The organism is Oligoflexus tunisiensis, assembly GCF_001748245.1.
In the GTDB taxonomy this organism is placed as follows: Bacteria; Bdellovibrionota_B; Oligoflexia; order Oligoflexales; family Oligoflexaceae; genus Oligoflexus; species Oligoflexus tunisiensis.
This window is the reverse complement of the sequence record NZ_BDFO01000001.1, coordinates 1,697,826-1,721,838: the sequence shown is the minus strand read 5'-3', so window position 1 is coordinate 1,721,838 and position 24,013 is coordinate 1,697,826. Positions and strand designations below refer to the sequence as shown.

The following is a 24,013-nucleotide window of genomic DNA, read 5'->3' as shown; positions in this document are numbered from 1 at the left end:
CATGAAGTCAGCCTTTATCCGGACTTTCCTTGGCCAGCCTGGAAAGCGCCGGGCGCTCAACCAGCTCCCGGTGCACTTTGGTAGCCGCTAAAAATTCCGAATAAAAGTTCCTGCTCGCGAATCCAAAGCTGGGAGAATCATACAGGAGTATGATTTCCGACAGGTCATTTGTTTTCAATTTGGCCATTGCACGTTTCATACCGCCCCGTCCGTGGTTATAAGCCGTCACGGCCAAAGGCCACGCTTTGAGCGCCTTATAGTTGCTCCGCAGAACGCTGGCAGCAGCCTTGGTTGCAATGAGAGGTGAGTTTCGTTCATCACGCTTTTTAGTTACTTTAATATACTGACGGGCCGTGGCTGGCATGAGTTGCCAGAATCCGGACGCTCCCACCTTGGAACGTGCCTTTAAATTGAACATCGACTCCACAAAGACGATGCGTGTGAGATCGGTTGGCAGACCAGCCTTGCGAAAAATTTTCTCCATCAAGGGCAGATAAAGTTCCGCCCTTTGCGAAGCGGATTGGAAGGTATCGGCCAGCCCACCCTGCACGCGGAGTACGGCTTTGCCGGAGATCAGATGCCGGACGGCACTTTTTTTCAAATAGGCGTTCCAAATTTCCATTTCCCGCTTGCCCTTGAAGCGCGCCCCCGCCCCTTCTGTTTCGAATCGGCGTAACGCCTGGCGATAGGATTCAATCTCATCATCAGGTGAAATAATAGGCAGCTTCATGTTCCGGGCCTTGGCATTGATATCATACGGGACCTTGATGGAACCGATGATGATGGCAAGGTTATCCCGATCATGCAGGACAAACTCGTTGCTGTTGTACTCTCGAAAAATCTTTTCCCAGAAATCCATTTGCCTTTGGATCACGGGCGAAGTGGGAAACAATTCTTTCGGTTGGGCTGCTGCAAAGATGGAAGACGACCAGAGGAAACTGCCGCAGATCAGGATAGAACGGAGTTTCGAACGCATGGAATAGGACCTCCCTGTTCACATTTTTCTGGGTGTTGCCGCCCTCGTAGCTGCAACTGAGCTTTTCTCAGCTTCCATACTTTGAGCCGAACCACGGACCGCTGTGAATTCCGTCATGGCTCGCTCAAGTTCCTGCATTTTGAAAAAAATTTCGTCCAGCTTCTGACCATGACCCTGGCGTTCTTCAGCATCCCGCTGCAGAGACGAGTTCAGCGTCTGTTTCAGCTGGGTTTCCCAATAGTCGTAGCATTTGCCTGCATAGTATTCGCGCAAGTCAGGATTATCATACTGTGCATTGCGTCGACCAAACGAATCACCGACGACAAAGCCTAAAATCAGGCCTGCAAACGTCATACAGATGGCCAAAAGGGTCAAAGCCGCCGTGGACAGCCACGATCGCTTGGGAGCCGCCGCAGCGGCCAAACGACCGGCGCCCATGGGGTCATAAGGGCTGAAAATAGGAGGTTCCCGGTCATGCATAATAGTTTTCTCCGTTCGCTCTGCGGCTTCAGTCAAGTTCTGATTATCCGAATCCTAGGCAAATGAAAAGTAGAATTAAATAAGAAGACGCAGCGTCACGACCCGCAATTGATCCGGAAAATTGCGTGTGCCATGGCTTGGCGACTGTCTACTCCAGGAACCATGTGCAGCTAAAATCATGCAACATGGAACTCCCAAGGTACAGCGAGGCGGACGAGGACGATCTGCGGATTTAAACATTGAAGAGTGTCAGAATCCAAGTCAGGATAGAAGGAGCGCCCCTGCTCATTCTTCCGGGAAGGATAGCCGTCCATGTCTGCTGATCGCTTTGCCATTGAAGCCCTCCAACTGACGAAGACTTTTCCAAAAAGTTCGACGCCGTCTGTGGACTCGCTGACGTTTTCCATCAGCGCTGGCGAAACCGTGGCATTCCTGGGGCCCAACGGCGCGGGCAAAAGTACAACCATCAAAATGCTCTGTGGCATTCTGAGCCCTAGCCACGGCACAGCCCGCATCCTCGGCTTCAAGGCCGGCAGCCAGGATGCCAATCAAAGACTGGGCCTGGTCTTCGGCACGCGTTCGCAGCTCTATCAACATATGACTGTGGAGCAGTGTCTGGATCTTTCCGCCGAGATTTATTTTCTGAGTGGAACCGCCAAGGTCCAACGGATCCGGGACATGGTGGAGGCCTTTGCCCTGGAGCCTTACATCAAGCGTCGCGTGCGTTCCCTGAGTCTCGGTGAGCGCATGCGCTGTGAAATCGCCGCAGCCCTGCTGCATAAACCTCAGGTTTTGCTGGCCGACGAACCCACCATTGGGCTCGACATCGTGGCCAAGAATAGCCTGAGGCAGATCATACGCAATTGGCAGAAATATGAGAAAACCACCTTCATGCTTACGAGTCATGATCTCTCCGATGTGGAGGCTCTGTGCGAGCGCTGCATTCTCATCGATCATGGCACCAAGGTGTTCGATGGGCCTCTGGCGGCTCTGAAGGGTCCTTTACAGCATCTCCGGCGCATCCGTGTGACGACCAATAATGCGCAGAAGCCCGTGCTCATGGAAGGCTATCGCTTTCGTCTGACGCAAGCGGAAAATCCCTTCAGCCACATTTATGAAGTTTTAACTCACGAACAACCGATGTCGGAGAGTCTTTTCGCCCTGTCGCAGCACTATGGGGAATCTCTCCAGGATATCAGCATCAGCGAAGTGACCCTGGAAGAGGTGCTGGGAGCCCGCTATGGCTCTCGCTAGGACGCTGACTTTTTATGGGCGTTATGGTTATTTTCAGCTGAAGGAACGCTTCTCGGATGTCGGACAGGCGGTCACCTATATCGTCTTTTATCCCCTGCTTATTCTGGTCCTGACCGCCATGTGGAATCGCTTCAATGCCTATCTGGGCAACTACACGCGGGCCGAAATCTCCGCCTACATTGCGATCGAAGAGCTGTTGTTTTTGACCTTTTTGCGTTCCGCCTTTTTGCAAAGATCGCAGGCGGATTTCTCGATGGGCCTGGCCCGCCCACGCTCCTGGCTCGGCCTGACCTTCGCGGGACAGTTCGGAGCCACTCTGGGAAGCCGCCTGATTTATCTTCTGTGCGCGATCCCGGCTCTTCTGCTCATGGGTGTACCCGCCTCCCTGATGGGTGAGTCCCTGGGGCGTCTCGTGCTCTTCCTGCCGCTGCTGGGCATTATGGAATCGCTCATGGCCAGCATTCTGGCTTCAGCGCAACTCCTCTGGCAGGAAACACGCTATCTGGTGCTGCCGATTACCAAGATCTTCCTGGCCCTGGGTGGCGTCTTCTGTCCTTTGGCGGATTATGGAGAACCGGGTCGCAGCATTTTTCTGCAGAGTCCTGCGTCCGATCTTTTCTTTCAGGTGGGTCATTTCTGTCTGAAAGGTGAATTTTATCAGCTGAGCGTCCCTCATTGGTTGTTTCGGGTCCTGGTTTGGATGCTGATCTTCTATGGATGCAATCGGATGGTTTTTCATTATGCCCGCAAACGGCATCAGAGCTGGGGAGGATAAATGATACGCTTTCTCGCCAAGGCTCTGCGTTATAATATGAGCGCGCACATCTCCAACATTCCCAATCTCCTGGCCGCCACATGCGGCATGCTGCTCAACAATATCATCTTTCTGCTGGGCTTATGGGGGATGCTATTCGCCGGCAAACCGGAAAACCAGGACCTTCTGCATTACTATATCGCTTTGAATATACTGATCATGACGTCTTATGGTGTGCTCTGCTTTTTCTTCGGTGGCTGGATCGAGATGGGCGATCTGATCATCAATGGTCACTTCGAATCCAAACTCGCCACCCCGCGGCATCCTTTGCTGCTGGTCGGCACGCATGCCCTGCATCCTTCCGCGCTGGGTGATCTGCTCCTCGGCCTGGCGGGCGTCGGACTGCTCTGCGGCCTGGGCGAAACTGAAATGGCCATTCGCACCTTTTTCGCGAGCATCCTGGCCATCTTCGCCTTCTATTCGCTCTTCGTCCTCTCGGGAAGTCTGGCCTTCTTCATTCCTCGTGGCAACGTCGTGGCCCATCTCGTCAATAACCTGGCCATCATTCTCTGCAGCTATCCCGTGGGCAAGATCTTCCCCACCGGCGTCGGCCGCACCCTGATGCTCCTCAGTCCCGTCGCCGCCATATCCCTGATGCCGATGGACTGGATTGAACAGGGCACGCTCGGCGACTTTGCGCTGGCGGCCGCCGCGATTTTTCTTCTTTGGCTGGTGGCGATGGGAGTTTATCGCTTTGGTGTGAAGCGCTATCAGGCTTTGAATTTGGTGGGGGCGCAGAGTTAAACAGGTTGATCGGAGCGCCCCCGGATGCGAATGCGCGCGGGCCCCTAAATCTTGCGGGCCAGCACGAAAGTCGAAAACGCTGACTCGGCCGCTTGAGGCGAGGTTTGGAAAAGACGATCCAGAGGTTTGACCAGGGCCGAGAAAACCCTCCAGGAACGGCAAACCAGCGTCCGAATCCCGAAAGCCTTCGGCAGGAAGGTCGCAAACATAAAACCCACCAGACTCAGGAACGCTGTGAAGGCTCCCATGCAGACACCGGCCTCCACAACTTCAAATCCACAACGCCGATAAAGTTCGGCATGACCCTGGTGCGTGAAATTTTGGAAATGATAGGGATAGCCGTGATAGGAAATCAAAAACGGGGTTGCTGAGTAGACGTAGGCTCCTGGTTTCATGACCCGGTACATTTCCCGGACGACCTTATCCGGCTCGCGGATATGCTCCAGGACATCCTCGCAAACCACACTATCAATGCAGCTGTCGACATAAGGCAGCACATGCGCATCCGCGACGATCTCAACATTTTCAAAAGCGCCAATGTTCAAATTCACTGACCGTGGGTGCGAGCGCGTGGGGCCGCCGCCGATGGACAGGCAGATGCCCTCGTCCGGGATATCAAAGGTCTTGCGATGGGCCGCTATGGAGCGCTGGGATTGATAGGTGGCATTCAAAAGTTGCGAGAGACGCAACTTCAAGCGATGCATGCTGCTGTTGGATTCAAAATCCCGATATTCGCTGACCATTTTTTCTGAGGCCGACACGTAAGTGCTCGCCTGATCCGGATCCGGAACCAGGATGGGCACCCCCCGGCGTACGGGATAACGAAGGCCACTGCGGGTTTGCAGGGCGTCCTTGTCCGGCGCGAAATCCAGAACTTCCTTGGTTTGAGGGCAGGCCAGCACACCTTTTTTGATCTGCAGCTGAAGGGATGCCGGCTGCGCTTTGGGATAAAGGTGATAAAGAGCCGATGTATACATGCAAGGCCTCGTGCGATTATGGGATCCTATGCTTCTGGCACTAGCTCGATAAAAATTCAAGCGGATCGAAGCATGTCAAAAATAACAGAAAAACCTGTTTATGGAGTTTTCCTTCATTCGCCAACAGGTTATAACGTACAGTCATGGAAAAAAGGTCTCGAGAGGTCCACCGGATGGAATCCCAAGCGCAGTGTTCGGTTTGTTCAAGCCGTAGTTACAGTACCATAGTCGCCGCCGAAAAAATGTTCGGCATGGGGGGCCACTTCCAATATCGGGAGTGCCGCGACTGTGGTCATGTGGAATTGACTGAGGTTCCTCAGGATATCACACGATACTACCCGGCCAATTATTATTCCTTCCGACAGCCCTCGGCGATCAAGACTTTTCTTAAAACCAAACGCTCAGCCTATAGCCATGGCCAACGCACCCTTATTGGCGCGCTTATGGAGCGCAAGATCGGCCCCGATCCCACCGCAGAATGGTTCCGGCACGCCGGTGTCAGGAAAACCGATCGCATTCTGGATGTGGGCTGCGGTTCGGGGATCTTTTTGCGTGATCTTCGGGAAGCGGGTTACACCTCCATCATGGGCATCGATCCTTATATTGAGCGTGATTATCAATACGGCCCCATTCATATTAAAAAAATGTCAGCCTACGATCTGAAGCAGAAGTTTGACTTCATCATGCTCAATCATTCCTTTGAGCACATGCTGGAGCCTGTGAAGATGATGCAGCAGCTGGCGCGACTTGTTGATAAGGGCGGCACCCTGCTTATTCGCGTTCCTGTCATCGGCGAGGCGTGGAAAACCTATCGCGAAAACTGGGTGGGTCTGGATGCTCCCCGGCATTTCTTTATTCCCTCCGTTTCCAGCTTTTCTATCATGGCTGAGCAGGCCGGCCTGCGCATCCACGATGTGGTGTTCGACTCCACGGATTTCCAGTTCTGGGCCAGCGAACAGTACAAACGCAATATTCCCCTGGAGTCGTCCCAGTCCTATGATCGCAATCCCGGTGGCTCCATTTTCAATGCCGATCAGATTCAGGACTACAAAAAGCGGGCGGACCAGCTGAACCGTGAACAAAAGGGCGACCAGGCATCCTTTTATCTTAAAATCAATTAGTTCAAAAAGGATGACAGCGGTGGCTTTGGAAGCGGCGTCCTCGTCTCGGCAAAAGCGCGTTGCCCTTGCCCTACTGATCGGTTTTATCGCGGAGTTTATCAATAAGATCTGCCCGCTGATTACCCTGTCCGTTGCTCAAAAACGCCTGGGTTTGGGCAGTCTCGGTTCAGCCCTGTTTGGGCTCTCCATTCTGGAAATCACACTGCCGCTGGTGATGTTCGGCTACACCTATTACGGGGCGCTGCAGTTGCCCCGCCTGGCGGATGATCGCGTCGGGCAGTCCCGCTTGGTTTCACAAATTGTCTGGCTGCGTTTGGGACACGCCGCGCTCACAGCTTTGGGTTTGTTCGCGGCAGCCCAGTTTATCACGTCCTGGGCCGCGCATCGTGATCTGCTCTATAAGCTTCTGCCCTTTCTTTTCATCGCAGCCTTTGACATGACCTTCTTTAATTTTGGCCAGCAGCGCATGGCGCGTCTTTCCTTTTGGGTGGGCGGATTCAAGCTTTTGAATCTGATCGCTGTCCTGCTCCTGGTGCAAAGCCCTGACGATGGGCACCTCTTTGCTCTGCTTATGATCGGAGCCAGCGCGGGCGTATCCGTGGCATCCGCGATCTGGATGCTGCCCAGGATCGGGCTTCACCTGGTTCCCCTTCAGGATTGCTGGAATCTACTGAAAAAAGCCTCCGGGCTTGCCGTTGTCGTCTTTCTTTATCCGCTCTATGAACGCTTCGATATTCTGGTGGCCGAAAAGATTCAAGATGCCGAGCTGCTCGGATCCTATATAGCCCCATGGCGCCTTGTGATGAGCCTTGTGCCCATTTTCATGGTCATCGCCACCACGTTTCTTTCCGAGAATATCGCCGCCAGGGATCAAAAAGCCGTGGAAAAGGGCTCGCATTATGCGCTTTTTCTCAGCCTGATCCTGACCTTTCCCGTTTGCGTGGCCGCGCCCTTTCTGGGTGGGGATATCCTGGCCTTTGTTTTCGATGACAGTTTGCGGGATGCGGCTCCGCTTTTTACCATCTTCACAGCTTCCATTCTCGCTGAAGTCTTTGTCTGCATTCTGGGAATGCAGATCCTGCTCCTGCGCCGCGATCTTGTATGGCTGGCCATGTCCATGGGCACGGGAATCCTTGTGGGAAGTCTGGGTGCCTATGCCTTGCAGGATTCCCATGGCGCCATAGGAAATGCGATGGGTGCCGTCCTCGGTCGCATCCTGACCGTTGGCATCATCTGTTATCGCATTCCCTCCATCCTGCGTTCGCTGCCCTGGCGCGATTATCTTGCCATTCCGGTCGGCGCCGTGGTCATGGGCCTGAGCCTGATCATGATGCCTGATTCCTGGCATGTTTTGATTCGGATTATGCTGGGTGGGATGGTTTACCTGGCAGCACTGGGAGCGCTGCTCTGGAAGCAGCTGACTCCCCTTTTGCAAAAGGTCCTGCGCCGACCCTCAGGCCCGCCGTGACCGCTTCTTCTTCCGCCCCCGTGACTTGCTCCGCGCCAGCTTCTTATCGAACCAGGGCAGATCCATCGCATACTGCGTGACCTTGGAAGGGTTTTTCGCCTGCAGCTCCAGGTTGGACAGCAGCATGGCGGGAGCCACGGTGGAAACGGGAATGGTGCCCGATTCCGCGCCGCAGAATCCATTATCGACCACCAGATCGCGGCCGACGCCGATGATGTCGTTGAGACTGCTGAGGGGCGTGCCGACGAAATCGACACCACGGACGTAGCGTTCCTTGCCGTTGGGATAGATCTTCACCGCCACTGCAATCTGCCCCAGGAAAGCCTGGAAATTATAGGCTTCCGTCTCGGTTTCGCCGCCCTCCACATCAAGCAGGATGATGCCGAAGGGAAGCTTGCGGCGCTTGATCTCGGCGATCAGCATCTTTTTCAGGTCGTCCCAGGAATGCGGGCTGTGGCTGCACACCACGAGGTTCGCCATCCGACTGATCGGGCGCTCATCGCCATGATTGCGGGCATGACCGTTGGAATGATGCCCGCGTTTTTGTATGGGGCTGCGTGTGGTCAGGAAACCCTTGAGCACACCCTTTTCCACCAGCACCGCACGGGCGGCTGGCGCGCCTTCATCATCGAACGGATAATGCGCGATCAAGGATTGTCCCCCGACCGCGGACAGACTCGGATCATCCATTAGAGTCAGATCCGGGTGCATGATGCGACGATTGACCTTGTCGCGGAAGGTGCGGCCCTCGCTTTCTGATAAAAGACGACTGCCTTCCAGACGATGGCCGACCACTTCATGCAGAAAAAGACCGGCCGCTTTCGGAGCCATCAGCACAGGTCCGGCATACGAGGTCATCTCATCGCCATGCGCGACCTCACGGAACTGCTCCACCTTCTCTTCGATGGTTTTCTTGAAACTTTCAAGATCTGGCAATTCATCGAAACGCGCGACATGTCGCACGATGCTATAGTCCTGATCCAGATCCCGGGTGTGATACCAGAAGTAGGCGCTCAGGCTGAACAGAGGTTCCTGCCAGATGCGGCAGACGCCTTCGGAACTGACAAAGATCTTGGTCACCATATCGGCATTAAATTCCACGTACGAGTTTTTAATCTCGGGGAATTTTTTGAAGACCACGCTGGCTCTTTTAACAAACTGTCGCCAGTAGTCCTGGTCCACTTCAAAGGATCGGAGGGGCTCAATGCTGGATTCGCCCGTCAGTTTTTGAAAGGACGGCAGACTGCGGTTCTGATCGAGAAAGCTCACATCCCGCGATTTTTTCCCGTGGAATTTGCTGACCGCGTCGCGGAATTTGGCATCGGTCAGACGCCAAAGACTGAAGCGGAAACTATCCAGATCGTTCTCAATCGGCAGTTCCGTCACTTCATAGTTGGCTTCACTCTCCTCAGTGGTATCGCTGAGTCCACCCTTGCTGGTGTTGTCATAGCGATAGCTGCCCACGCGCACATCGGCATAACAGATGCGCTTATGTTCGCGCTTATCCTGATAGAGCGAGCCATAACGTGCCCATACGCTGTAATTTTCGATATCGCGTACGAGGTAGCTCATATAGTAGGGACGCGGATGCCGCGGGGCTCGCAGCTGCTCCATCGAGCGCTTGAGTTCCACGTCCATGGCTTCAGCGAGTTTGAGGGCCTCTTTACGTATCATTTTGGGACACTCCCATCAAGGAGTTGGTGGACAAGGAATACGTTTCTACCTGAGGGGACCAGGCGTCGCAAGTTGCAGTGTTTGCGCGCCATATCGGTCCGGCAATGGAGGATAAAACGGGAGGTCCAGGCTAGATTTTCTGTTGGATTTTCATACGCAGTCCGCTGGTGCCAAATTGAACATGCTCGACCTGACCGACCAGATCACCCGGCTGATCAGCGCCACCCATGCCGTCCTTATCAAAACGAACCTTGACCCGCATGTAGCGGGGCGCCCGAGCGTCCGGATTCATGATCTGGAGTTTTTCCTTCGTCAGCGCGAATTCGATGGGCTGACTGAGGTCGGCCGGCAGGTGCTCCTTCATGGCCCCATAGGGCATAGGCATCGGTGATTCCTCATCAAAAATCGTCACAAACATGGTCTGGATGCCCGCGGCATCCGCCTGATACTCGGCTGGCAGCTCGACCGTCCCGGCGACGTAAATAGGCGATTTTTCACCAGTATTGAACGCGACGCTGACCGCGATAACGGCCACCAAACCCACGATGAGGATCCCTATCAATGTAATACGCTTCATTCCTAATCTCCCATGAACAATCCAGACTATCATACCGGGAAAATTTTCCCTAACCAATTGTTTTGCTTTTACTTTTATATTATTTTCGAAATTACGTCAAAATAACGTTGACACAAAGGCATGGCTAGGGTATCTACCTCATAACGTCGAACTGGCGTTGCGCAAATTGGACTTGAAGCTGTTGCTGTTTTACTGAGGTGGATTATGAAGTTGCTGAATCTCCCCTGCTCTCTGGCCCTGATCGCCTTGATCACGCTCTCTACAGCCTGTAACACCGCGAAATTTAGTGGGAAAAGTGGACTTAGCGGTGACGAAAATTCGACCCCTACGGATCCAACGACCGACACTCCCGTGACGACACCGGAAACCCCAGGGACCACTCCTGAGACGCCAGGCCCCTCCGATCCTGAGACGCCTGTGGATACCCCTGATGATGATAATCCAGGTGATCCAGGACTCCCGGACAATCCCGGGAATCCTGGAACCCCTGGGACTCCTGAGACTCCGGACAATCCTGGCAACCCCGAAGATCCCGGCACGCCCGAAGATCCAGGGACCGACCCGGATTGTTACCTGACGGGCACCTGCCCTATCCCGGACGAGTGCCTGCTCTATGGCATCAACTGTCCAGGCCAAGGTCCTGATGATCCAGGACAAAGTGATGACCCGGGTCAGAATGATGACCCAAGTCAGAATTGAATGAGAGTCATCCCTGTCGGGGCCCTGCCCCGGCAGTTGACTGATGGCGCGGTCCTGGACCGGCATGAAGCGCAAAACGCTGCGCTGGCCGGGTTTCCGCCCTCCTTAAGATAGTCAAAATTGCTTGACTTGCCTGGATTTTGTGCTAGAAGAACGACACGTCCAAAAGACGTCTTCGCGCAGAACCCAATCACTATCGACCCTGTGAGGTTTTTAAGATGCGTAAGCCAATGATCCCAAGCCTTCTGCTGACCCTTATCTTTTTGGGCAGCGCCTGTGACAATGCCAAGTTCATGGGCAAAGGCAAGAAAAAGGACAAAAAGGACTCTGAGCTTGTTGTTGAGCCACCCGTTGTCTGCCAGCCCGGCGAGACCTGCGTGACCATCGATCCGAACAAGTGTACCCCTGGTACCACGGATTGCCCCACAGTGGACCCGACACCAACGCCCACCCCGACCCCGACCCCGACACCAAATCCTAATTGCGAGGAAGGTGACAAGGACTGTCCGGTTGTTCCGCCGCCCCATTGTGATGATGAACCAGGTCAGAATCCTGGACAAAACGATGACAACGGCAAGAACTGCCCCAACCCCAACGATGAACCGGGTCAAAATCCTGGGCAGAACGATGGCAAGGATGGCAAGGACTGTGATGAAGACCATGACCACGATGAAGATTGTGATCATGATGACGAGCCGGGCCAGAACGATCCCGGTCAGAATAAGTAAGCTTCAAGTTGAAAACCTCCCTTTGGGGAGGTTTTTTTATGTCCGCCGCCTTTTTCCCCCAAGATTTACCTGCGAACATTTTTTTCCAGACTCCGGAAACCATGAATGAAATGAGGCGCCCTGGGCTCCTGCTTCAGGGTTGGCCATGGCAGCCGATCTTTATGAGGTCACTCCTCACAAGGACGACTGCAATGAAGATCAAGCGGTACATCATCTCGAAAGAGACGCGAGCCCGTTGCCGCATTTTCCAGCTGTCCGAAGCGGCCGCCCATCAATTTCAAAGCATCAGTCTGGAACTCTTTCACTACCTTCTGGAAGTGAAGGCCATCAGCTTCACCATTTATTTCCGCGTCGATGACGAGATGATTGAATTCATCGTACCGGCATCCTTTTCCCATCAGCTCGTCCATCAAATCATTGCGGCCCGCAATCGGGAATATGATAACGTCGATATCTGCGTCGAAGCCAAGGACTTCAAACGCTTTGAGGCTTTGATCAATGAGGTTCGTGAAAAAAAGATCGAGCAGCTGCTGCGGCGGGATCCCTTGCTGGACCCTCAGGTGATTCGTTCCTTCGTGAATCTCAGCCGCGCCAGCCAGATGATGGTACGGGGTGGCCTAAGCCCTCAGGTGGCGGCCCAGGCACGGGAAGCCGCCAGCATCCTGGTGAGCAGCCTCATGGAATGTGAAGTGGCGGTTGGCACTCTGAGCCGCATGGTACAGGCGGATCCCACGCTTTATGATCACAGCGCGTCGGTGGCCATGATGTCCGGGGTCATCGCCCGCACCATGCTCGGGCGCAACCGTGAGGACTCGGTTATCATCACCCAGAGCGGGCTTTATCATGATGTCGGGAAAACCTGTGTGCCGCATTCCCTTTTGAACAAGCCTGGGCGGTTCACACCCGAGGAATTCGAAAGGATGAAGCTGCACACCACGCTGGGCTATGAAGAGATTTGTCGCGCCATCGAGCAGGGTTCGGTCATCGACCGCAATGTCGCCCGTGTAGCCCTTGAACATCATGAAAAATTCAACGGCCGCGGCTATCCCTTTGGCAGAAAAGGCCGTGCGGAGGAACATGAGCACGGCATCCATCTCTTTGCGCGCATCGTGTCCATTGCCGATGTGTATTCCGCTCTGCTGATGAAACGGGTTTACAAGGAAGCTTATAGTGCCAGCGAAGCGCTGAGCATCATGCACAATGCGGCCGCGGATTATGATCCCATCATTTTCCGTAATTTTGAAAAGCATATTCAGAAAACGCTGATTCGCTACGATGTTTTGGAGAAGAAGGCTCTGGCGGCGGGGAAGATCATCATGGTGGACCCGGGCCTTGGCACCCGGATTCGCAAGAACAGTGCCTGATTCAGGCCTGGCACTTGGGACAGGAACCTTTGGGTTTATGGCAGTGAGGGCAGATCGTGATCGGCTGCCCGCTGCCCAGGGAATCCGCATCGGGCCTGGAACCGACCTTTTTCTTCTGCATCACGTGCCGCACGGCAAAATAGGCGATCGTCACCAGGACAACAGGCACGATGAGGCGCCAGCCGAGCAGCAGGAGCCTCATGCCACCCTTGAAGAAAAAAACAATCAGGGCGGCCAGCACTACGCCTTGGATCAGAATCTTTTTCAAATTGCGTCTTCCGCCCCTTGTGGAATTTTCGGTCGGGAGAACCAGGCCAGAGCCACAGCAATCACAAGCAGCGCCAAGCCAGCCACCCAGCCGATGATCCAGAGCCGGCCACGACCTTCGGGTATGCCCTGAAGCCCCAGCTGATAGGTCTGTCCGGCTTCACCCTTCATGAGGGTATAGGTATCATAGGTCCGACCCGAGAAATCCACGTTCCGCCGAATATCAAGATTCGGTCCGGTGATCTGGAATTGGCCTTCAAACACAAACATGCCGAGCGACTCGAAGGCTTCGCCGGCCTTGATCGTCATGTTCCCCGTGCCGAGGTTGGCCGGAACCTTGAAGCCGATCGTAATCAAGGTGTCCCCAGGCGGGAAGGTCTTGTCGATCGTGAGACCGCCGTCGGCTCCCAGGTTCAATTCGTTCGGGGCCAGACCTTCCTGGGCCTGAAAGTCGATGGTCTCGGTCGGCAGCATCACGGGGAAGCTCAAGCGTTCCGGCTGCTCACCTGGGTTTTGAACCATAAAGATATAACTGCCAAACACTGAGTCGACGCCGGGATAAAGGACGAAGATGTGTTTGTTGCTGACCTGAGCCGCGGCCGCGGCCTGCATGGAAAAAGCCAGCAGCAGCGTCGCGAATACGAATTTCAGTTTAACCATGCGTGGATCCCTTTCCCTGGCTTGTGGCAGCGGCCTGTTCCTTGGCCAAATTCTGCAGGTAATCCAATCGGCGGGCCGCATCGATATAGCGGTTGCTCAGATACTGCCGCCGTTGTTCCCAAGCCATCTTCGAGATCCTTTTTTCTTCAAAGGCGCGTTCATCTTCCAAAAAGCGCTTCAGGATGCTTTCCTTGACCGCTTCAAGCTTATCCAGAGAATTGATGGAGGCCGCGGCCTGCAACTGCCCGCCCTTGCCAAAAAAGAAAGGCGAAAGAATGATCAGCACCGCGAGCACGGATATGGAAGCCGCAAAGACAATCATCATCCTTTCTTCTCCTTCATGAGCTGCAGCCGATCATGCATTTCCTTGATCAGAGCTTCCGTACTGCGGACCCCGTGGGCATTGAACTGCACCCGGCGGCGCCAGACCAGGAGCCAGATCAAAATCGGGCCACCGATCAAAAGACCAATCGGCAGGGCCCAGGCCAGAAGGTTGAAACCTTCCTTGGGCGGTTCCCGCATGATCCAGGGTCCATAGCGGTCCACGAAGTATTTGATGATATCGTCCTTGGATTTGCCGAGCTTCATCTGCTCATGCACCTGATCCTTGATCTGTACCGAAAAGCTGGCGTCTGAATCCAGAACACTCAGACCGGTACAGGTGGGACAGCGAAGCTCCTTGGCGATATCACGGAACTCGCCATCGTTATCCTTGTCGGAGCCCAGGAGCCCTCTGTATCCGGCTTCGTTGCTCTCAGCCGCTTCCGAGGCGGCAGGCGCAGGCGGCATGCCTGGAGCCGTTTCCGGTGCCTGAGCCAGGGCCATGGTGGATGCGAACGCCAGAAGACCGGCGGCCAGCGCCAAACGAAACTGTCTCATCCATTGACCTCCCAGGCACCAGCCACCACATCACGACTGCGATTGCCGCGATATTTGTCAAACATGGCGATCAAACCTCCCAGAACCATCAGCACGATCGCCAGCCAGACAAAGCGCACCGTCGGATTCAGGTTCACCTGGAAGGTGACGCGTTTGCCCGTGACCTTATCAAAGTCGACCAGCACCACGTAAAGATCATGCCAGATATTGCCCGTGATGGCGATTTCATTGAACGTCTGATCCTTGGTCGGATAGCGGCTTTGCGCCGGATGAGCGTCCTCGATCATGACGCCATCCTTCTCCCGGAAAATCTTGAGGTGGGCTTCATAGTTCGTGGCGTTCTCCACCTGCTTCACCAGAATCCCTTCCTGTCCAAACTCGAAGCGGTAGCCGAAGAGCGAGAAGTTTTCGCCCGCGTGCACCGTGACGCGTTCCTCCAGCCCGCGGTAGTTGCCGAGGAAACCGATGATGGCCACCATCATACCAACGTGGGCGACCCAGCCGCCGAAGTAGGCGAGGTTGCGCTGGAAGAAGAGGCCATACTTGAAGCGCAGGTCCTTCAAGCGGAAGTAGAGGTCACCGCAGAGACAGCCGATAGTCCACGAGGCCAGATAAAGACCAACCAACTGCGCAATCAGCGACGAGGTCTTGCGCGTGGCCATCACATCGCCCATGTAAATCAGAAACATGGTGACCGGTATGGCGAAGATGATCGCGCCCATGACAATTTTCTTGCCGTTCGGGATCTTATCGGACTGATAGCGCATAAGGTTGCCGATCGCGATACCAAGAATCAAGCCCAGGCCCACCCAGGGAGCAAACATATTGAAGTAAGGCGCCTGCACCGAAATCCTTTGACCGGTGATGGCTTCCGACACGATCGGAAACATGGTGCCGATGAAAATAATCGCAGCGAATGAGAGCAGCAGGAATTGGGTTATGACCAGAGCGGATTCCTTGGACACGCCCCACACCTTTTCCGTGTCAGATGGGAGGATGGAGGGCGCGCGGAACGCATAAATTCCGGACGAGATAATGATCGTACTGGCCAGAAAATAAAGATAGTTGGGACCGATCGGGGATTCCGCGAAGGAGTGCACCGAGGACACCACACCCGAGCGCGTGAGGAAGGTTCCCACATAGCTCATAAAGAAGGCGCCGATGCCCAGAACGATGCTCAGCCTTTTCAAGTGACCCAGCTTTTCCTGAACCAGCAGCGAGTGGAGCAGCGCAGTCCCCAGAAGCCAGGGCATAAAGCTCGAGTTTTCCACCGGATCCCACGCCCAGTAACCTGCCCAGCCGAGTTCCACATAGGCCCAGCGTCCACCCAGAGCGATACCCGCGGTGAGGAAACAGAAGGCCGCCAAAGTCCAGCGCCGCACGGTTTTCAGCCAGCCTTCGGTGATATCACCGTAACACAGAGCCGCGATGGAGTAAGCGAAGGGCACACCCAGCAGTGTGTAACCGACGAAAAGCGTCGGCGGGTGAATGGCCATGTAATAGTTTTGCAGAAGCTCATTCATGCCGCGACCGTTGGGGGGCGCCGGCAGGTTGCCAACGAAGGGATCGGAATGCGTGATGGCCAGATAGAACATCCAGGCCAGCACCGCCTGCAGCGACGCCGACACGTAAGGCATGATATGTTCGTTGTCCTTGGAACTGGTCCAGACAGCGATCGTGCCCATGATAGCCAGCAGCGACGTCCACAGCGTATGGGAGCCTTCCAGCGAGGACCAGAACGCGGTCAACGTGTAAAACGCGGGCAGGTCGTTACTCGAGTTCTTGAACACATACGCCACCGAGTAATCCCGGTGATAGAAGGCGTAGATCAAAAGTCCCGCGGCGCTCAACGCTGCGGCACAGGTGACCGTCATGGCCAGTTTGGAGGAGAGATAGAGCCGTTTGTGCCGCCAGTAAGCAGCCAATATGGCTGATGCAAACCCGTAGACACTGCAAAGGAAACAGAGAAAGATCAAAAAGAAGCCGTAGTTCGCGAGCATTGGCACCTCACTGCGCACTTACTCCCCATGGTACGGGATATGTGAGGTTTCATTCTACCCCATCACGATCCCGCCCGTCATCAGCCCAAGGCTTGAAGCTGCCACATATAAAGCATCGAATTCCCTTCTCAAAGTCTTATCTTGCCTTCCTGGCTCGAATTCCGTAAATCTTGCGCGTGTAATGACGTTCAGTGGATGATCAAGGAAAGCGCGCTATGCCAACCGTGTACGTAAAAACTTTGGGCTGCAAGGTGAACAGTTACGACAGCCATGCGATTGAAAATCAATTCAAGGCGCTCGGCTATGACCTGGTCGATGATCCGTCTGCGGCCACGGTTTCTGTCCTGAATACCTGCAGCGTGACCGACAACGCGGACAAGGAAGCACGCTACCTTTTGCGCAAGTTCCGTCGCGAAAACCCCGAGACCATCGTCGTGGCCACCGGCTGCTATGCCCAGACTGATTCGCAAAGGCTGGTCGAGATGGACGAGGTTGATCTCGTCTTTCCCAACCAGACCAAGGATCTGATCGTGGAGGCCACGCATGCTTTCGCCGATCGCAAGGCCCAGGGCCTGGCCGCGCCGGTCAGCACCAAACTGCCTTCTCACGTCAAGGCTGTGAGCGGCAATCGTCAGGGGCATTTCAAATCCTCGCTGACCATGCTGGAAGCCGACTCCACGCAGACCCGCGCCTTCCTCAAAATCCAGGACGGCTGCAATGGGTTCTGCACGTACTGCCTGATCCCTTATGCCCGCGGCGCATCCCGCAGCGTGGCCCCGGCGGAAGTCACCCGTGAAGTGCGCCGTCTCATCGACCTCGGTGTGAAAGAAATCGTTTTCACCGGCATTCATATCGGTGACTATGGCGTTGACATCGGCCAGGACGATGGCTTCGTGGCGTTAATTCGGGAACTGCTCAGCTGGCCCGATATGGTGCGCATCCGCATCTCGTCGCTGGAACCACGGGAGCTGACCGAGGATCTTTTGAAGGCGCTGAGCCAAAGACCTGACATCTTCTGCGACCACTTTCACCTGCCCCTCCAATCGGGTCATGATCGTATTCTGAAGTTGATGAGAAGAACCTATGACAGCCGCCAGTATGCGGAAAACGTGGCGATGGCGCGCAGCTATTTTCCCAACGCCAACTTTGGTGCGGACGTGATTCCCGGTTTTCCGAGTGAAACCGACCAGGACTTTGCCGCCACGCTTGAGTTCATCGAACGCACAGGTCTGAACTATTTGCACGTGTTCCCCTATTCCAAACGCCCCAATACCGCGGCGGAAAAAATGCCCGGCCACCTGGCGCCGGAGGTGGTCAAGGAACGGGCCCGCCTGCTGCGCGAGCTGTCCGATCGCTTGAAGCATGACTACACGCGGCGCTTTATTGGTCAGGAGACGGAAGTCCTCTGGGAAAACGATGTGGACAGCCAGGGACGCCGGCTCGGCAAGAGCACAAATTATCTGGAAGTCTGCGCCCCCAGTCACGCGATCGCGGAAGCCGGTGTGATCCAAAGAGTTCACCTGAAAGGTTTTGTGGAAAATCAGCGGCTGCTTGGCAAGATTTTGTCGTGACCCAGAGACAGCTGCGGTTTGAGAGGCATGGTGTTACCATGAAGAGAGTTCAGTATCAGCGGCTGTCACTGCAGCCTCTGGCCCTGCACTCACTGCGATAACCCCGTTTGCCCAGACCAGCGTATCACGCATGAAAAACGACCGGCCCTGGCGTTTGACGTCTGCGTGAACGGGGTTTTTTCTTTCACGACCGCCTCGGTTTTTGTTACAAGGGAAAGAGCCTTGTCGCACGAGGTGGCTTCTGCCTGATCTCCCCTCCCGACAACCCCAGGTATCAACGCAACCCAATGCCGTGAACGGAGACAGCCATGAAGTATCTTCACAGCATGCTGCGCATTCGCGATGTGGACGAATCGCTGCATTTCTTCTGCAAGCTCCTGGGCCTTTTGGAAACACGGCGCAAGGAATCGCCGGAAGGTCGCTTCACCTTGATTTTTCTTGCCACCGCACCGGGTGAACCGGAAGTGGAATTGACCTATAATTGGGATGTGCCCGATTCCTATGGCAACGCGCGGAATTTTGGACATCTCGCCTATGAGGTAGATGATATCCACGAGATCTGCCACCGTTTGCAGGCCGGGGGAGTCACCATCCTGCGTCCGCCTCGTGATGGGCGCATGGCTTTCGTCAAGTCGCCCGATGGCATCTCGATCGAATTGCTTCAGAAAGGTCCGGCCCTGGCTCCGGCTGAGCCCTGGGCGTCGATGCCGAACACGGGAAGCTGGTAAATCGCGCTTCAGGAAAGGACCTGCATGGAACAACTTCAACCTTTTGCCCCCACACCGGCCGCGGCCGCCTTCAAAATTCTCTGCGATCTCGACTTCCGGGCGGACGTCCTGGAGCTTCGCTATCGCGTGCAGGGGCCGATTGATGACCTCGCGCTGCCCATGATAGTGGTCAATCCGCAGTTCCGCGATGAACTCTGGACCACGACCTGCCTCGAAATCTTTTTGCAGGAGGCCGGGCAGCCGGCTTATGAGGAATGGAATTTCAGTCCCAGCGGGAACTGGGCCTACTATCATTTCCAATCCTATCGTCAGCCTTCAGGCGAAGCGCAAAGGCTGCAGCCCCTGGAACCTCTCCTTTGGATTCGCAACGACCATCAGCTGCTCTTGCAGGTGAAAATTCCTCTGCCTCAGGCCTTCACCACGGACCGGCACGAACTGCGTTATGGATTGACGGCGGTTTTGCATTTCAAGAGCGGGGAAAAACAATACTGGGCTTTGCATCATGCGGGGGACAAGCCGGATTTTCATCGGCCGGAGAGTTTTCTGGGCGAAGGCCGTCCGAATTAAAGGACGGCCCAGCACGATTCAGAAGCGGTTTTGAAGATTTTCGACAGCTTCCAGAATCGCCATGTTGGTCTCTTCGCCCAGGGTCATGTCGTAAGCGGGTGAGGCCTTCACAAAGGACTGGCATTCCTGATCGGCACCGGTCCAGCGTGTGGCGACCACTTCACCTTGAGCATTGAAAGTCAGAACCACGCGGCAGCTCTCTTCACTGTCCGCCGAGCTGTACTGGACAACCTTGGAATCCGTACCGACATTCACTTCCTGTGTGGGCTCGCCCCAGGTTTGCTTCACCGTGCTGGCATCCATACCAAGCCAGGAGTCAACCTTGCCTTCCACATCAGCCTGGTTTGGAATCGTAGTGCATGCACCTGTGAGAGCGAGACCAAAGACGATAGCGAGAAATCGCATAACTTCCTCCTGGGGAATTTCCAAAGCGATGAAACACTCCCCATAATGCTAGCCTGGATTCAGGGTTCCGTCCATCCACCGAGAACCATGAGTCGCACTCCTTGCAATATGAGCCCCGGAACAAACAGGCTGTCAAGTAAAATGCTCAAAATTTCACCATCGCCTCCGGTACAGACGAGCTCCCACTGCGTGCCTGGCCAGGCCTGCTCCAATTCCTTGCGCAGTCCTATAACCGCCAGACTGGTTTCGTGCAAAACTCCATGCAGCATGGCCGAGCGCGTGTCGCGGCCCAGGAGTTCCCCGCGCGCCAGCTTCTTGCCGTCGAGTTCGGATAATTTAAGTTGCGGCAGACGCGCCGTGCGTTGATGCATCGCGTCGAGCTTCATCTGCAAACCAGGCAGCACATAACCGCCGAGATAATGGGTGTCGCCATGCAGGACTTCAATGGTCACGCAGGTTCCGGCGCTGACCACGATCAGATTGCGTCCCGGCAGAGCTTCCTGCGCGGCCTCGACCATCGCCACGCGATCAATGCCCAGATCGGAAAACTGATAACGATCATAGCGGACGTGCAAGGGTCTTTTGGGAACCGCCACCAGTTCATAGCCGAGATCCTTGAGCACACGGGCCACCACCTCGCGCCCCGGATCGGACACCGAGATCGCATGCACCGGCCAACCTGCGGGTAGACCGGCCTCCCGCAGGGGCTGCAGGATCTCCAGCAGTTTTTCCCGCGGATCCTTGGGATGAAAGCGCATGAAAATCGCCTGATCCCCACGAACGCGCGGCTGCCGAAAGAGGGCGAGTTTGGTGAGGGTATTGCCGATATCGGCCACCACCAAAGGCCAGCCCTTGTCCTGCTGATAGATCCATTGATAATCGTGTCGGACCGAGGTCAGAACCTGCTCGGCATTCTTCTTCATGTCGTGCACATGCAGGGCGCCTTCGGCATCCACATGATGAAGACGCACAAGGTGCCGGGCGGCATCCACCCAGATCTGTCCAGACTCCAGCGCAAAGTCAGAAAATTCCTGCAGGAGCTGCGGCTGCGGCAGGGTGCTATGAAGATGTTCGGCCAGCGATTCCGCGAGCGTGAGCAGAGGCGCCGCGGTGGGCCGCCCCAGGATACGATCGATGGAAATGCTGCGTTGCTCGGTGACGGAAGGCGCTTCGTGCACATTGATGCCAACACCGAGCAGCATGGGCCCCCACACACCGCCCTGCACGCTGCTCTCGCAGAGGATGCCGGCCAGCTTTTGTCCGGCATAGAGCAGATCATTGGGCCATTTGATGGTGGCACGGAAACCAAATTCACGGCGAAGCCACAGCGCGGTGGCCGTGGCGGCCAGGAGTGGCCATTGGCCCTGTTTGGTGTGGGCGAGTTCACGGCTGTCAAAGACCACGGTCAGGTAAAGTCCACCCTCGGGACTCGCCCAGGTCTTGCCCGAGCGCCCGCGGCCTTGCGTTTGTTTTTGGCTGATCACGGCAAAGGGCGGGAGTTCCCCGCCTTCGAGCAGGCGGGTGGCATGAGACGAGGTGGAATCCAGAGTCTCAAAGCGGAATATCTTCATACATCAAAAAGAAGAGAAAGATCGGACCAGCGGGCTCCGGTGATGACCGATGAGGTGGAAATGAAATCCACACCCGACTGGGCGATGTCGCGGATATTGTGCAGGCGCACATTCCCCGAGGCTTCGACCAGGGCCTTGCCGTTGATAAGCGCGACCGCTTCCTTCATCAGCTCCACGCTCATGTTGTCGAGCATGATGATATCAGCACCGGCGCTCAGGGCTTCCTTCACTTCATCGAGATTGGTCGTCTCGACTTCAATCTTCAGCGTGGGCGGCAGGCTTTCATGCAAACGACCGAGCGCGGCGCTGATGCCACCGGCGGCGCGGATATGGTTTTCCTTGACGATGACGCCATCACAAAGACCAAAGCGATGATTGCGCGCGCCACCAATCACGGTCGCTGATTTTTCGAGTATACGCAGACCCGGTGTGGTCTTGCGGGTATCAAGCAGCTGGGTGCGGGTGCCTTCCAGAGCCTTGACCAGCTCGCGGGTCAGCGTGGCGATTCCACACATGCGAGCCATCAGATTCAAAGCCACACGCTCCGCTTTCAGAATGCTGCGCGCGCGGCCCTCGACAAACAGGAGTTCCGTGCGATTGTCCGCGGCCGTTCCGTTGGGAGCTTTGATCTGGACGTTGAGTTGGGGATCCACTTTATGAAAGACAGCGGCGGCGACATCCACACCGGCGACCATGGTCGCTTCCTTGCAAATGATGCGGGCGCGCGCGGGACGATCGGCTTCCACACAAAGGTCGGTGGTCCAGTCGCCGTAACCCCAGTCCTCTTCCAATGCTTTTTGAATAATGGGTTCGATCTGGATACTATGCAATTCGTGCATGATAAGCCCCCTTGGCGGATGGCGACCAGGTGTCGCTTCCGAGGAATACAGCCTCAGGGGGTCCGCGTCAAGCCCACCTCAATCCATCAGCAGACGACTGCGATCCTGGGTCAGGCGATCGAGTTCCCGTTGAATAAGGTCCCGTGCGATGCCGGCGAAATGCTTGCGGCAATAATCCTCGACTGCGACACGCACGAGCTTTTCCATTTCTTCCTGCAGCATCGGCTCCAGAATATTGCCGAGATGACTGCCGGCCGCACGGGGTCCTTCCCAGCCGGTTTCAGCACGACCTGAAGGCATGGCCGCAGCCGTGGGGGGTGGCAGAGCCTCGTCATCTTCCAGCGAAAAGCTCACCGGACTCTCCTTGCGACCGTATGATCCCGAAGCGGTCATCGCATGGGCAGGGGCCGCGTGCTGGGGAAAGGCGCCGCGATCGGCAGCCGGCGCGCCTTGCATGTGACGCAGCTCAGCGGCCACCTGTGATTGCGCCACACTGCGAACTTCCGAGACGATGGTCTGGGCCATCGTTCGCGTATCCGCCCCTGGAGCGGCTGCCACGGACATTTGGGAGCGGGGATCCGGGGCCACCGTGCCTCCACGATCATGCAGGCCAAGATCAAATCCCTGATGCATGGCGTCCTGTCCAAAACCTGAAGGGTCGCCTGCGGAACGCGCCGAGCGGACCGGAGGCGGTGGCGGCGGCATGGTCATGGTGGGTTGCGCATGCGCCTGGGGGGCTCCGGCCGCAGCAGCAACAGCGGCTTCACCACGATAAGGCAAAGCCCGTCCCAGAGCCTGGCGGGTGATCGAAAGGAGCTGCGCACCATCGAAAGGTTTTTTTAGAAAATGCAGAAAGCCTGCTGAGCGAAACTGCGCTTCATCAATATTATCGTAACTGCCTTCCAGAATAATAAACGGCGCCCCGGGAGCCCGAGCCCTGAGAGCGAGAAAATCCTGCACGCCCTGCACGCCACCAAGCGCAGCATCGGCAATCACCAGCGAGGGAGGATGGGCCATGATTTCACGGGCCGCTTCCTGACAAGTGTCGGCTTCGGAAATGACGACATCATAGCCTTGAAAAGCCAGCTTGATAACACGTTGAATGGTGGATGAATCGTCGATGACCAGCCATCGCTCTGCCATAAAACCCCCACTGACGGTGTGGGGTTCATTTTATCACAGAGCGTTGGGAATTGTCGCGGCATCAGGAGGCGAGGCGGCGTTCCAACTTCTCGTTGACCACAACCAAAATCAGCTGACGCACATGATTGCGGTTTTCTTCAATGGCGCGCAGCACCAGCGCGTAGTCATCCCAGGTGAAGTGGGTTTCACGACGGCTGTTCAGTTCCTTGAAGCACTTCATGCGGAGATTTTCCAGGTACACGGCCTTGGACTCATAGAGGCTTTTCAATGTCTCCGGATCCAGACCATCGGCAAGGATGGGCTTGATCAGTTCGCCCATGATTTCCTTGTAGGTTTCATAATCTGTCGGATGGCGCTCGCCCATGTAAACTCTCCACAGCATTCGTCGTGATGATCTTATAATCCCTTGTCGTCGGTTGACGGCAAAACTTAAGACCGCATTCCACAGCCCCTTTGGGCGATCCTGACAAAAATCGGCAGCAGTCTGACCCATTACGCCGGTTTACC

The 24,013-nt window shown here is 55.6% G+C and carries 26 protein-coding genes; 11 read left to right on the top strand and 15 right to left on the bottom strand.

Going from position 1 to position 24,013, the window contains the following annotated elements:
• Positions 1–7: 7 nt before the first annotated feature.
• Positions 8–976: a lytic transglycosylase domain-containing protein gene (locus OLTU_RS07475; RefSeq protein WP_141732131.1), complete on the bottom strand. Its 969-nt coding sequence runs from the start codon at positions 974–976 to the stop codon at positions 8–10.
• 18 nt (positions 977–994) lie between these two features.
• Positions 995–1,456 carry a hypothetical protein gene (locus OLTU_RS07470; RefSeq protein WP_141732130.1) on the bottom strand — a complete coding sequence of 154 codons (462 nt, stop codon included), beginning with the start codon at positions 1,454–1,456 and terminating at the stop codon, positions 995–997.
• 312 nt (positions 1,457–1,768) lie between these two features.
• Here OLTU_RS07470 and OLTU_RS07465 point away from each other — a divergent pair, with 312 nt between their 5' ends.
• From OLTU_RS07465 to OLTU_RS07455, 3 genes are read left to right on the top strand one after another with little or no spacing between them, the layout of a single operon-like run.
• The gene (locus tag OLTU_RS07465) at positions 1,769–2,710 is read left to right on the top strand and encodes an ATP-binding cassette domain-containing protein (protein WP_141732129.1); all 942 of its coding nucleotides are present in this window, start codon (positions 1,769–1,771) and stop codon (positions 2,708–2,710) included.
• Positions 2,697–3,485, top strand: a complete 789-nt coding sequence (locus tag OLTU_RS07460; RefSeq protein ID WP_141732128.1) for a hypothetical protein — start codon at positions 2,697–2,699, stop codon at positions 3,483–3,485. Before OLTU_RS07465 ends, OLTU_RS07460 begins: the two co-directional genes overlap by 14 nt.
• Positions 3,486–4,268 (top strand): ABC-2 family transporter protein, encoded by a 783-nt coding sequence (locus tag OLTU_RS07455; RefSeq protein ID WP_141732127.1) that lies wholly within the window; start codon positions 3,486–3,488, stop codon positions 4,266–4,268. It abuts the gene before it with no gap.
• A gap of 44 nt (positions 4,269–4,312) precedes the next feature.
• Here OLTU_RS07455 and OLTU_RS07450 read toward each other — a convergent pair whose 3' ends face one another.
• A complete protein-coding gene (locus OLTU_RS07450) occupies positions 4,313–5,245 on the bottom strand; it encodes a methyltransferase domain-containing protein (protein WP_141732126.1) in 933 nt (310 codons plus the stop codon).
• A gap of 173 nt (positions 5,246–5,418) precedes the next feature.
• Between OLTU_RS07450 and OLTU_RS07445 the strand changes: the two genes are divergently transcribed.
• Together OLTU_RS07445 and OLTU_RS07440 are read left to right on the top strand one after the other, a co-directional pair.
• Positions 5,419–6,366 carry a class I SAM-dependent methyltransferase gene (locus OLTU_RS07445; protein WP_176736414.1) on the top strand — a complete coding sequence of 316 codons (948 nt, stop codon included), beginning with the start codon at positions 5,419–5,421 and terminating at the stop codon, positions 6,364–6,366.
• 19 nt (positions 6,367–6,385) lie between these two features.
• A complete protein-coding gene (locus tag OLTU_RS07440; protein WP_141732124.1) occupies positions 6,386–7,834 on the top strand; it encodes a lipopolysaccharide biosynthesis protein in 1,449 nt (482 codons plus the stop codon).
• On the opposite strand, the gene OLTU_RS07435 is transcribed toward OLTU_RS07440, so the two are convergent.
• On the bottom strand, positions 7,820–9,508 hold the full coding sequence (locus OLTU_RS07435; RefSeq protein ID WP_141732123.1) for a TldD/PmbA family protein: 1,689 nt from the start codon (positions 9,506–9,508) through the stop codon (positions 7,820–7,822). The two genes, OLTU_RS07440 and OLTU_RS07435, sit on opposite strands and share 15 nt — an antisense overlap.
• A 130-nt stretch (positions 9,509–9,638) precedes the next feature.
• Complete coding sequence (locus OLTU_RS07430; RefSeq protein ID WP_141732122.1) at positions 9,639–10,085, bottom strand: hypothetical protein; 447 nt, start codon at positions 10,083–10,085, stop codon at positions 9,639–9,641.
• A gap of 204 nt (positions 10,086–10,289) precedes the next feature.
• Between OLTU_RS07430 and OLTU_RS07425 the strand changes: the two genes are divergently transcribed.
• The 3 genes from OLTU_RS07425 to OLTU_RS07415 all read left to right on the top strand — a co-directional run bounded on the left by OLTU_RS07425 (position 10,290) and on the right by OLTU_RS07415 (position 12,876).
• Entirely contained in the window at positions 10,290–10,784 is a 495-nt protein-coding gene (locus tag OLTU_RS07425; RefSeq protein WP_141732121.1) for a hypothetical protein, read from the top strand.
• A gap of 218 nt (positions 10,785–11,002) precedes the next feature.
• Entirely contained in the window at positions 11,003–11,512 is a 510-nt protein-coding gene (locus OLTU_RS07420) for a hypothetical protein (protein ID WP_141732120.1), read from the top strand.
• Between the two features lie 191 nt (positions 11,513–11,703).
• Complete coding sequence (locus OLTU_RS07415; RefSeq protein ID WP_176736413.1) at positions 11,704–12,876, top strand: HD-GYP domain-containing protein; 1,173 nt, start codon at positions 11,704–11,706, stop codon at positions 12,874–12,876.
• Position 12,877: 1 nt separating this feature from the next.
• Here OLTU_RS07415 and OLTU_RS07410 read toward each other — a convergent pair whose 3' ends face one another.
• The 5 genes from OLTU_RS07410 to OLTU_RS07390 are packed head-to-tail and all read right to left on the bottom strand — an operon-like array spanning position 12,878 to position 16,682.
• Entirely contained in the window at positions 12,878–13,144 is a 267-nt protein-coding gene (locus tag OLTU_RS07410) for an efflux RND transporter permease subunit (protein ID WP_141732118.1), read from the bottom strand.
• The gene (locus tag OLTU_RS07405) at positions 13,141–13,803 is read right to left on the bottom strand and encodes a hypothetical protein (protein ID WP_141732117.1); all 663 of its coding nucleotides are present in this window, start codon (positions 13,801–13,803) and stop codon (positions 13,141–13,143) included. Before OLTU_RS07405 ends, OLTU_RS07410 begins: the two co-directional genes overlap by 4 nt.
• Positions 13,796–14,128, bottom strand: coding sequence for a hypothetical protein (locus OLTU_RS07400; RefSeq protein WP_141732116.1), 333 nt, complete (start codon positions 14,126–14,128; stop codon positions 13,796–13,798). Before OLTU_RS07400 ends, OLTU_RS07405 begins: the two co-directional genes overlap by 8 nt.
• Positions 14,125–14,682 carry a cytochrome c-type biogenesis protein gene (locus tag OLTU_RS07395; protein WP_141732115.1) on the bottom strand — a complete coding sequence of 186 codons (558 nt, stop codon included), beginning with the start codon at positions 14,680–14,682 and terminating at the stop codon, positions 14,125–14,127. Before OLTU_RS07395 ends, OLTU_RS07400 begins: the two co-directional genes overlap by 4 nt.
• On the bottom strand, positions 14,679–16,682 hold the full coding sequence (locus tag OLTU_RS07390; protein WP_141732114.1) for a heme lyase CcmF/NrfE family subunit: 2,004 nt from the start codon (positions 16,680–16,682) through the stop codon (positions 14,679–14,681). The genes OLTU_RS07395 and OLTU_RS07390 overlap by 4 nt, the downstream gene beginning before the upstream one ends.
• 215 nt (positions 16,683–16,897) lie before the next feature.
• Between OLTU_RS07390 and mtaB the strand changes: the two genes are divergently transcribed.
• The 3 genes from mtaB to OLTU_RS07375 all read left to right on the top strand — a co-directional run bounded on the left by mtaB (position 16,898) and on the right by OLTU_RS07375 (position 19,548).
• Complete coding sequence (gene mtaB / locus OLTU_RS07385) at positions 16,898–18,253, top strand: tRNA (N(6)-L-threonylcarbamoyladenosine(37)-C(2))-methylthiotransferase MtaB (RefSeq protein ID WP_141732113.1); 1,356 nt, start codon at positions 16,898–16,900, stop codon at positions 18,251–18,253.
• A 308-nt stretch (positions 18,254–18,561) separates the two neighbouring features.
• Positions 18,562–18,981, top strand: coding sequence for a VOC family protein (locus OLTU_RS07380; protein WP_141732112.1), 420 nt, complete (start codon positions 18,562–18,564; stop codon positions 18,979–18,981).
• 24 nt (positions 18,982–19,005) lie between these two features.
• Positions 19,006–19,548, top strand: a complete 543-nt coding sequence (locus OLTU_RS07375) for a DOMON-like domain-containing protein (RefSeq protein WP_141732111.1) — start codon at positions 19,006–19,008, stop codon at positions 19,546–19,548.
• A gap of 18 nt (positions 19,549–19,566) precedes the next feature.
• On the opposite strand, the gene OLTU_RS07370 is transcribed toward OLTU_RS07375, so the two are convergent.
• The 5 genes from OLTU_RS07370 to OLTU_RS07350 all read right to left on the bottom strand — a co-directional run bounded on the left by OLTU_RS07370 (position 19,567) and on the right by OLTU_RS07350 (position 23,870).
• Positions 19,567–19,953, bottom strand: a complete 387-nt coding sequence (locus OLTU_RS07370) for a hypothetical protein (RefSeq protein ID WP_141732110.1) — start codon at positions 19,951–19,953, stop codon at positions 19,567–19,569.
• 59 nt (positions 19,954–20,012) lie between these two features.
• Positions 20,013–21,524, bottom strand: coding sequence for a biotin--[acetyl-CoA-carboxylase] ligase (locus OLTU_RS07365; RefSeq protein ID WP_141732109.1), 1,512 nt, complete (start codon positions 21,522–21,524; stop codon positions 20,013–20,015).
• Positions 21,521–22,363 (bottom strand): carboxylating nicotinate-nucleotide diphosphorylase, encoded by an 843-nt coding sequence (nadC, locus tag OLTU_RS07360; RefSeq protein WP_141732108.1) that lies wholly within the window; start codon positions 22,361–22,363, stop codon positions 21,521–21,523. The genes OLTU_RS07365 and nadC overlap by 4 nt, the downstream gene beginning before the upstream one ends.
• 78 nt (positions 22,364–22,441) lie before the next feature.
• Positions 22,442–23,506, bottom strand: a complete 1,065-nt coding sequence (locus OLTU_RS07355; RefSeq protein WP_141732107.1) for a response regulator — start codon at positions 23,504–23,506, stop codon at positions 22,442–22,444.
• A 61-nt stretch (positions 23,507–23,567) separates the two neighbouring features.
• Positions 23,568–23,870, bottom strand: a complete 303-nt coding sequence (locus tag OLTU_RS07350) for a hypothetical protein (RefSeq protein WP_141732106.1) — start codon at positions 23,868–23,870, stop codon at positions 23,568–23,570.
• Between the last annotated feature and the right edge of the window lie 143 nt (positions 23,871–24,013).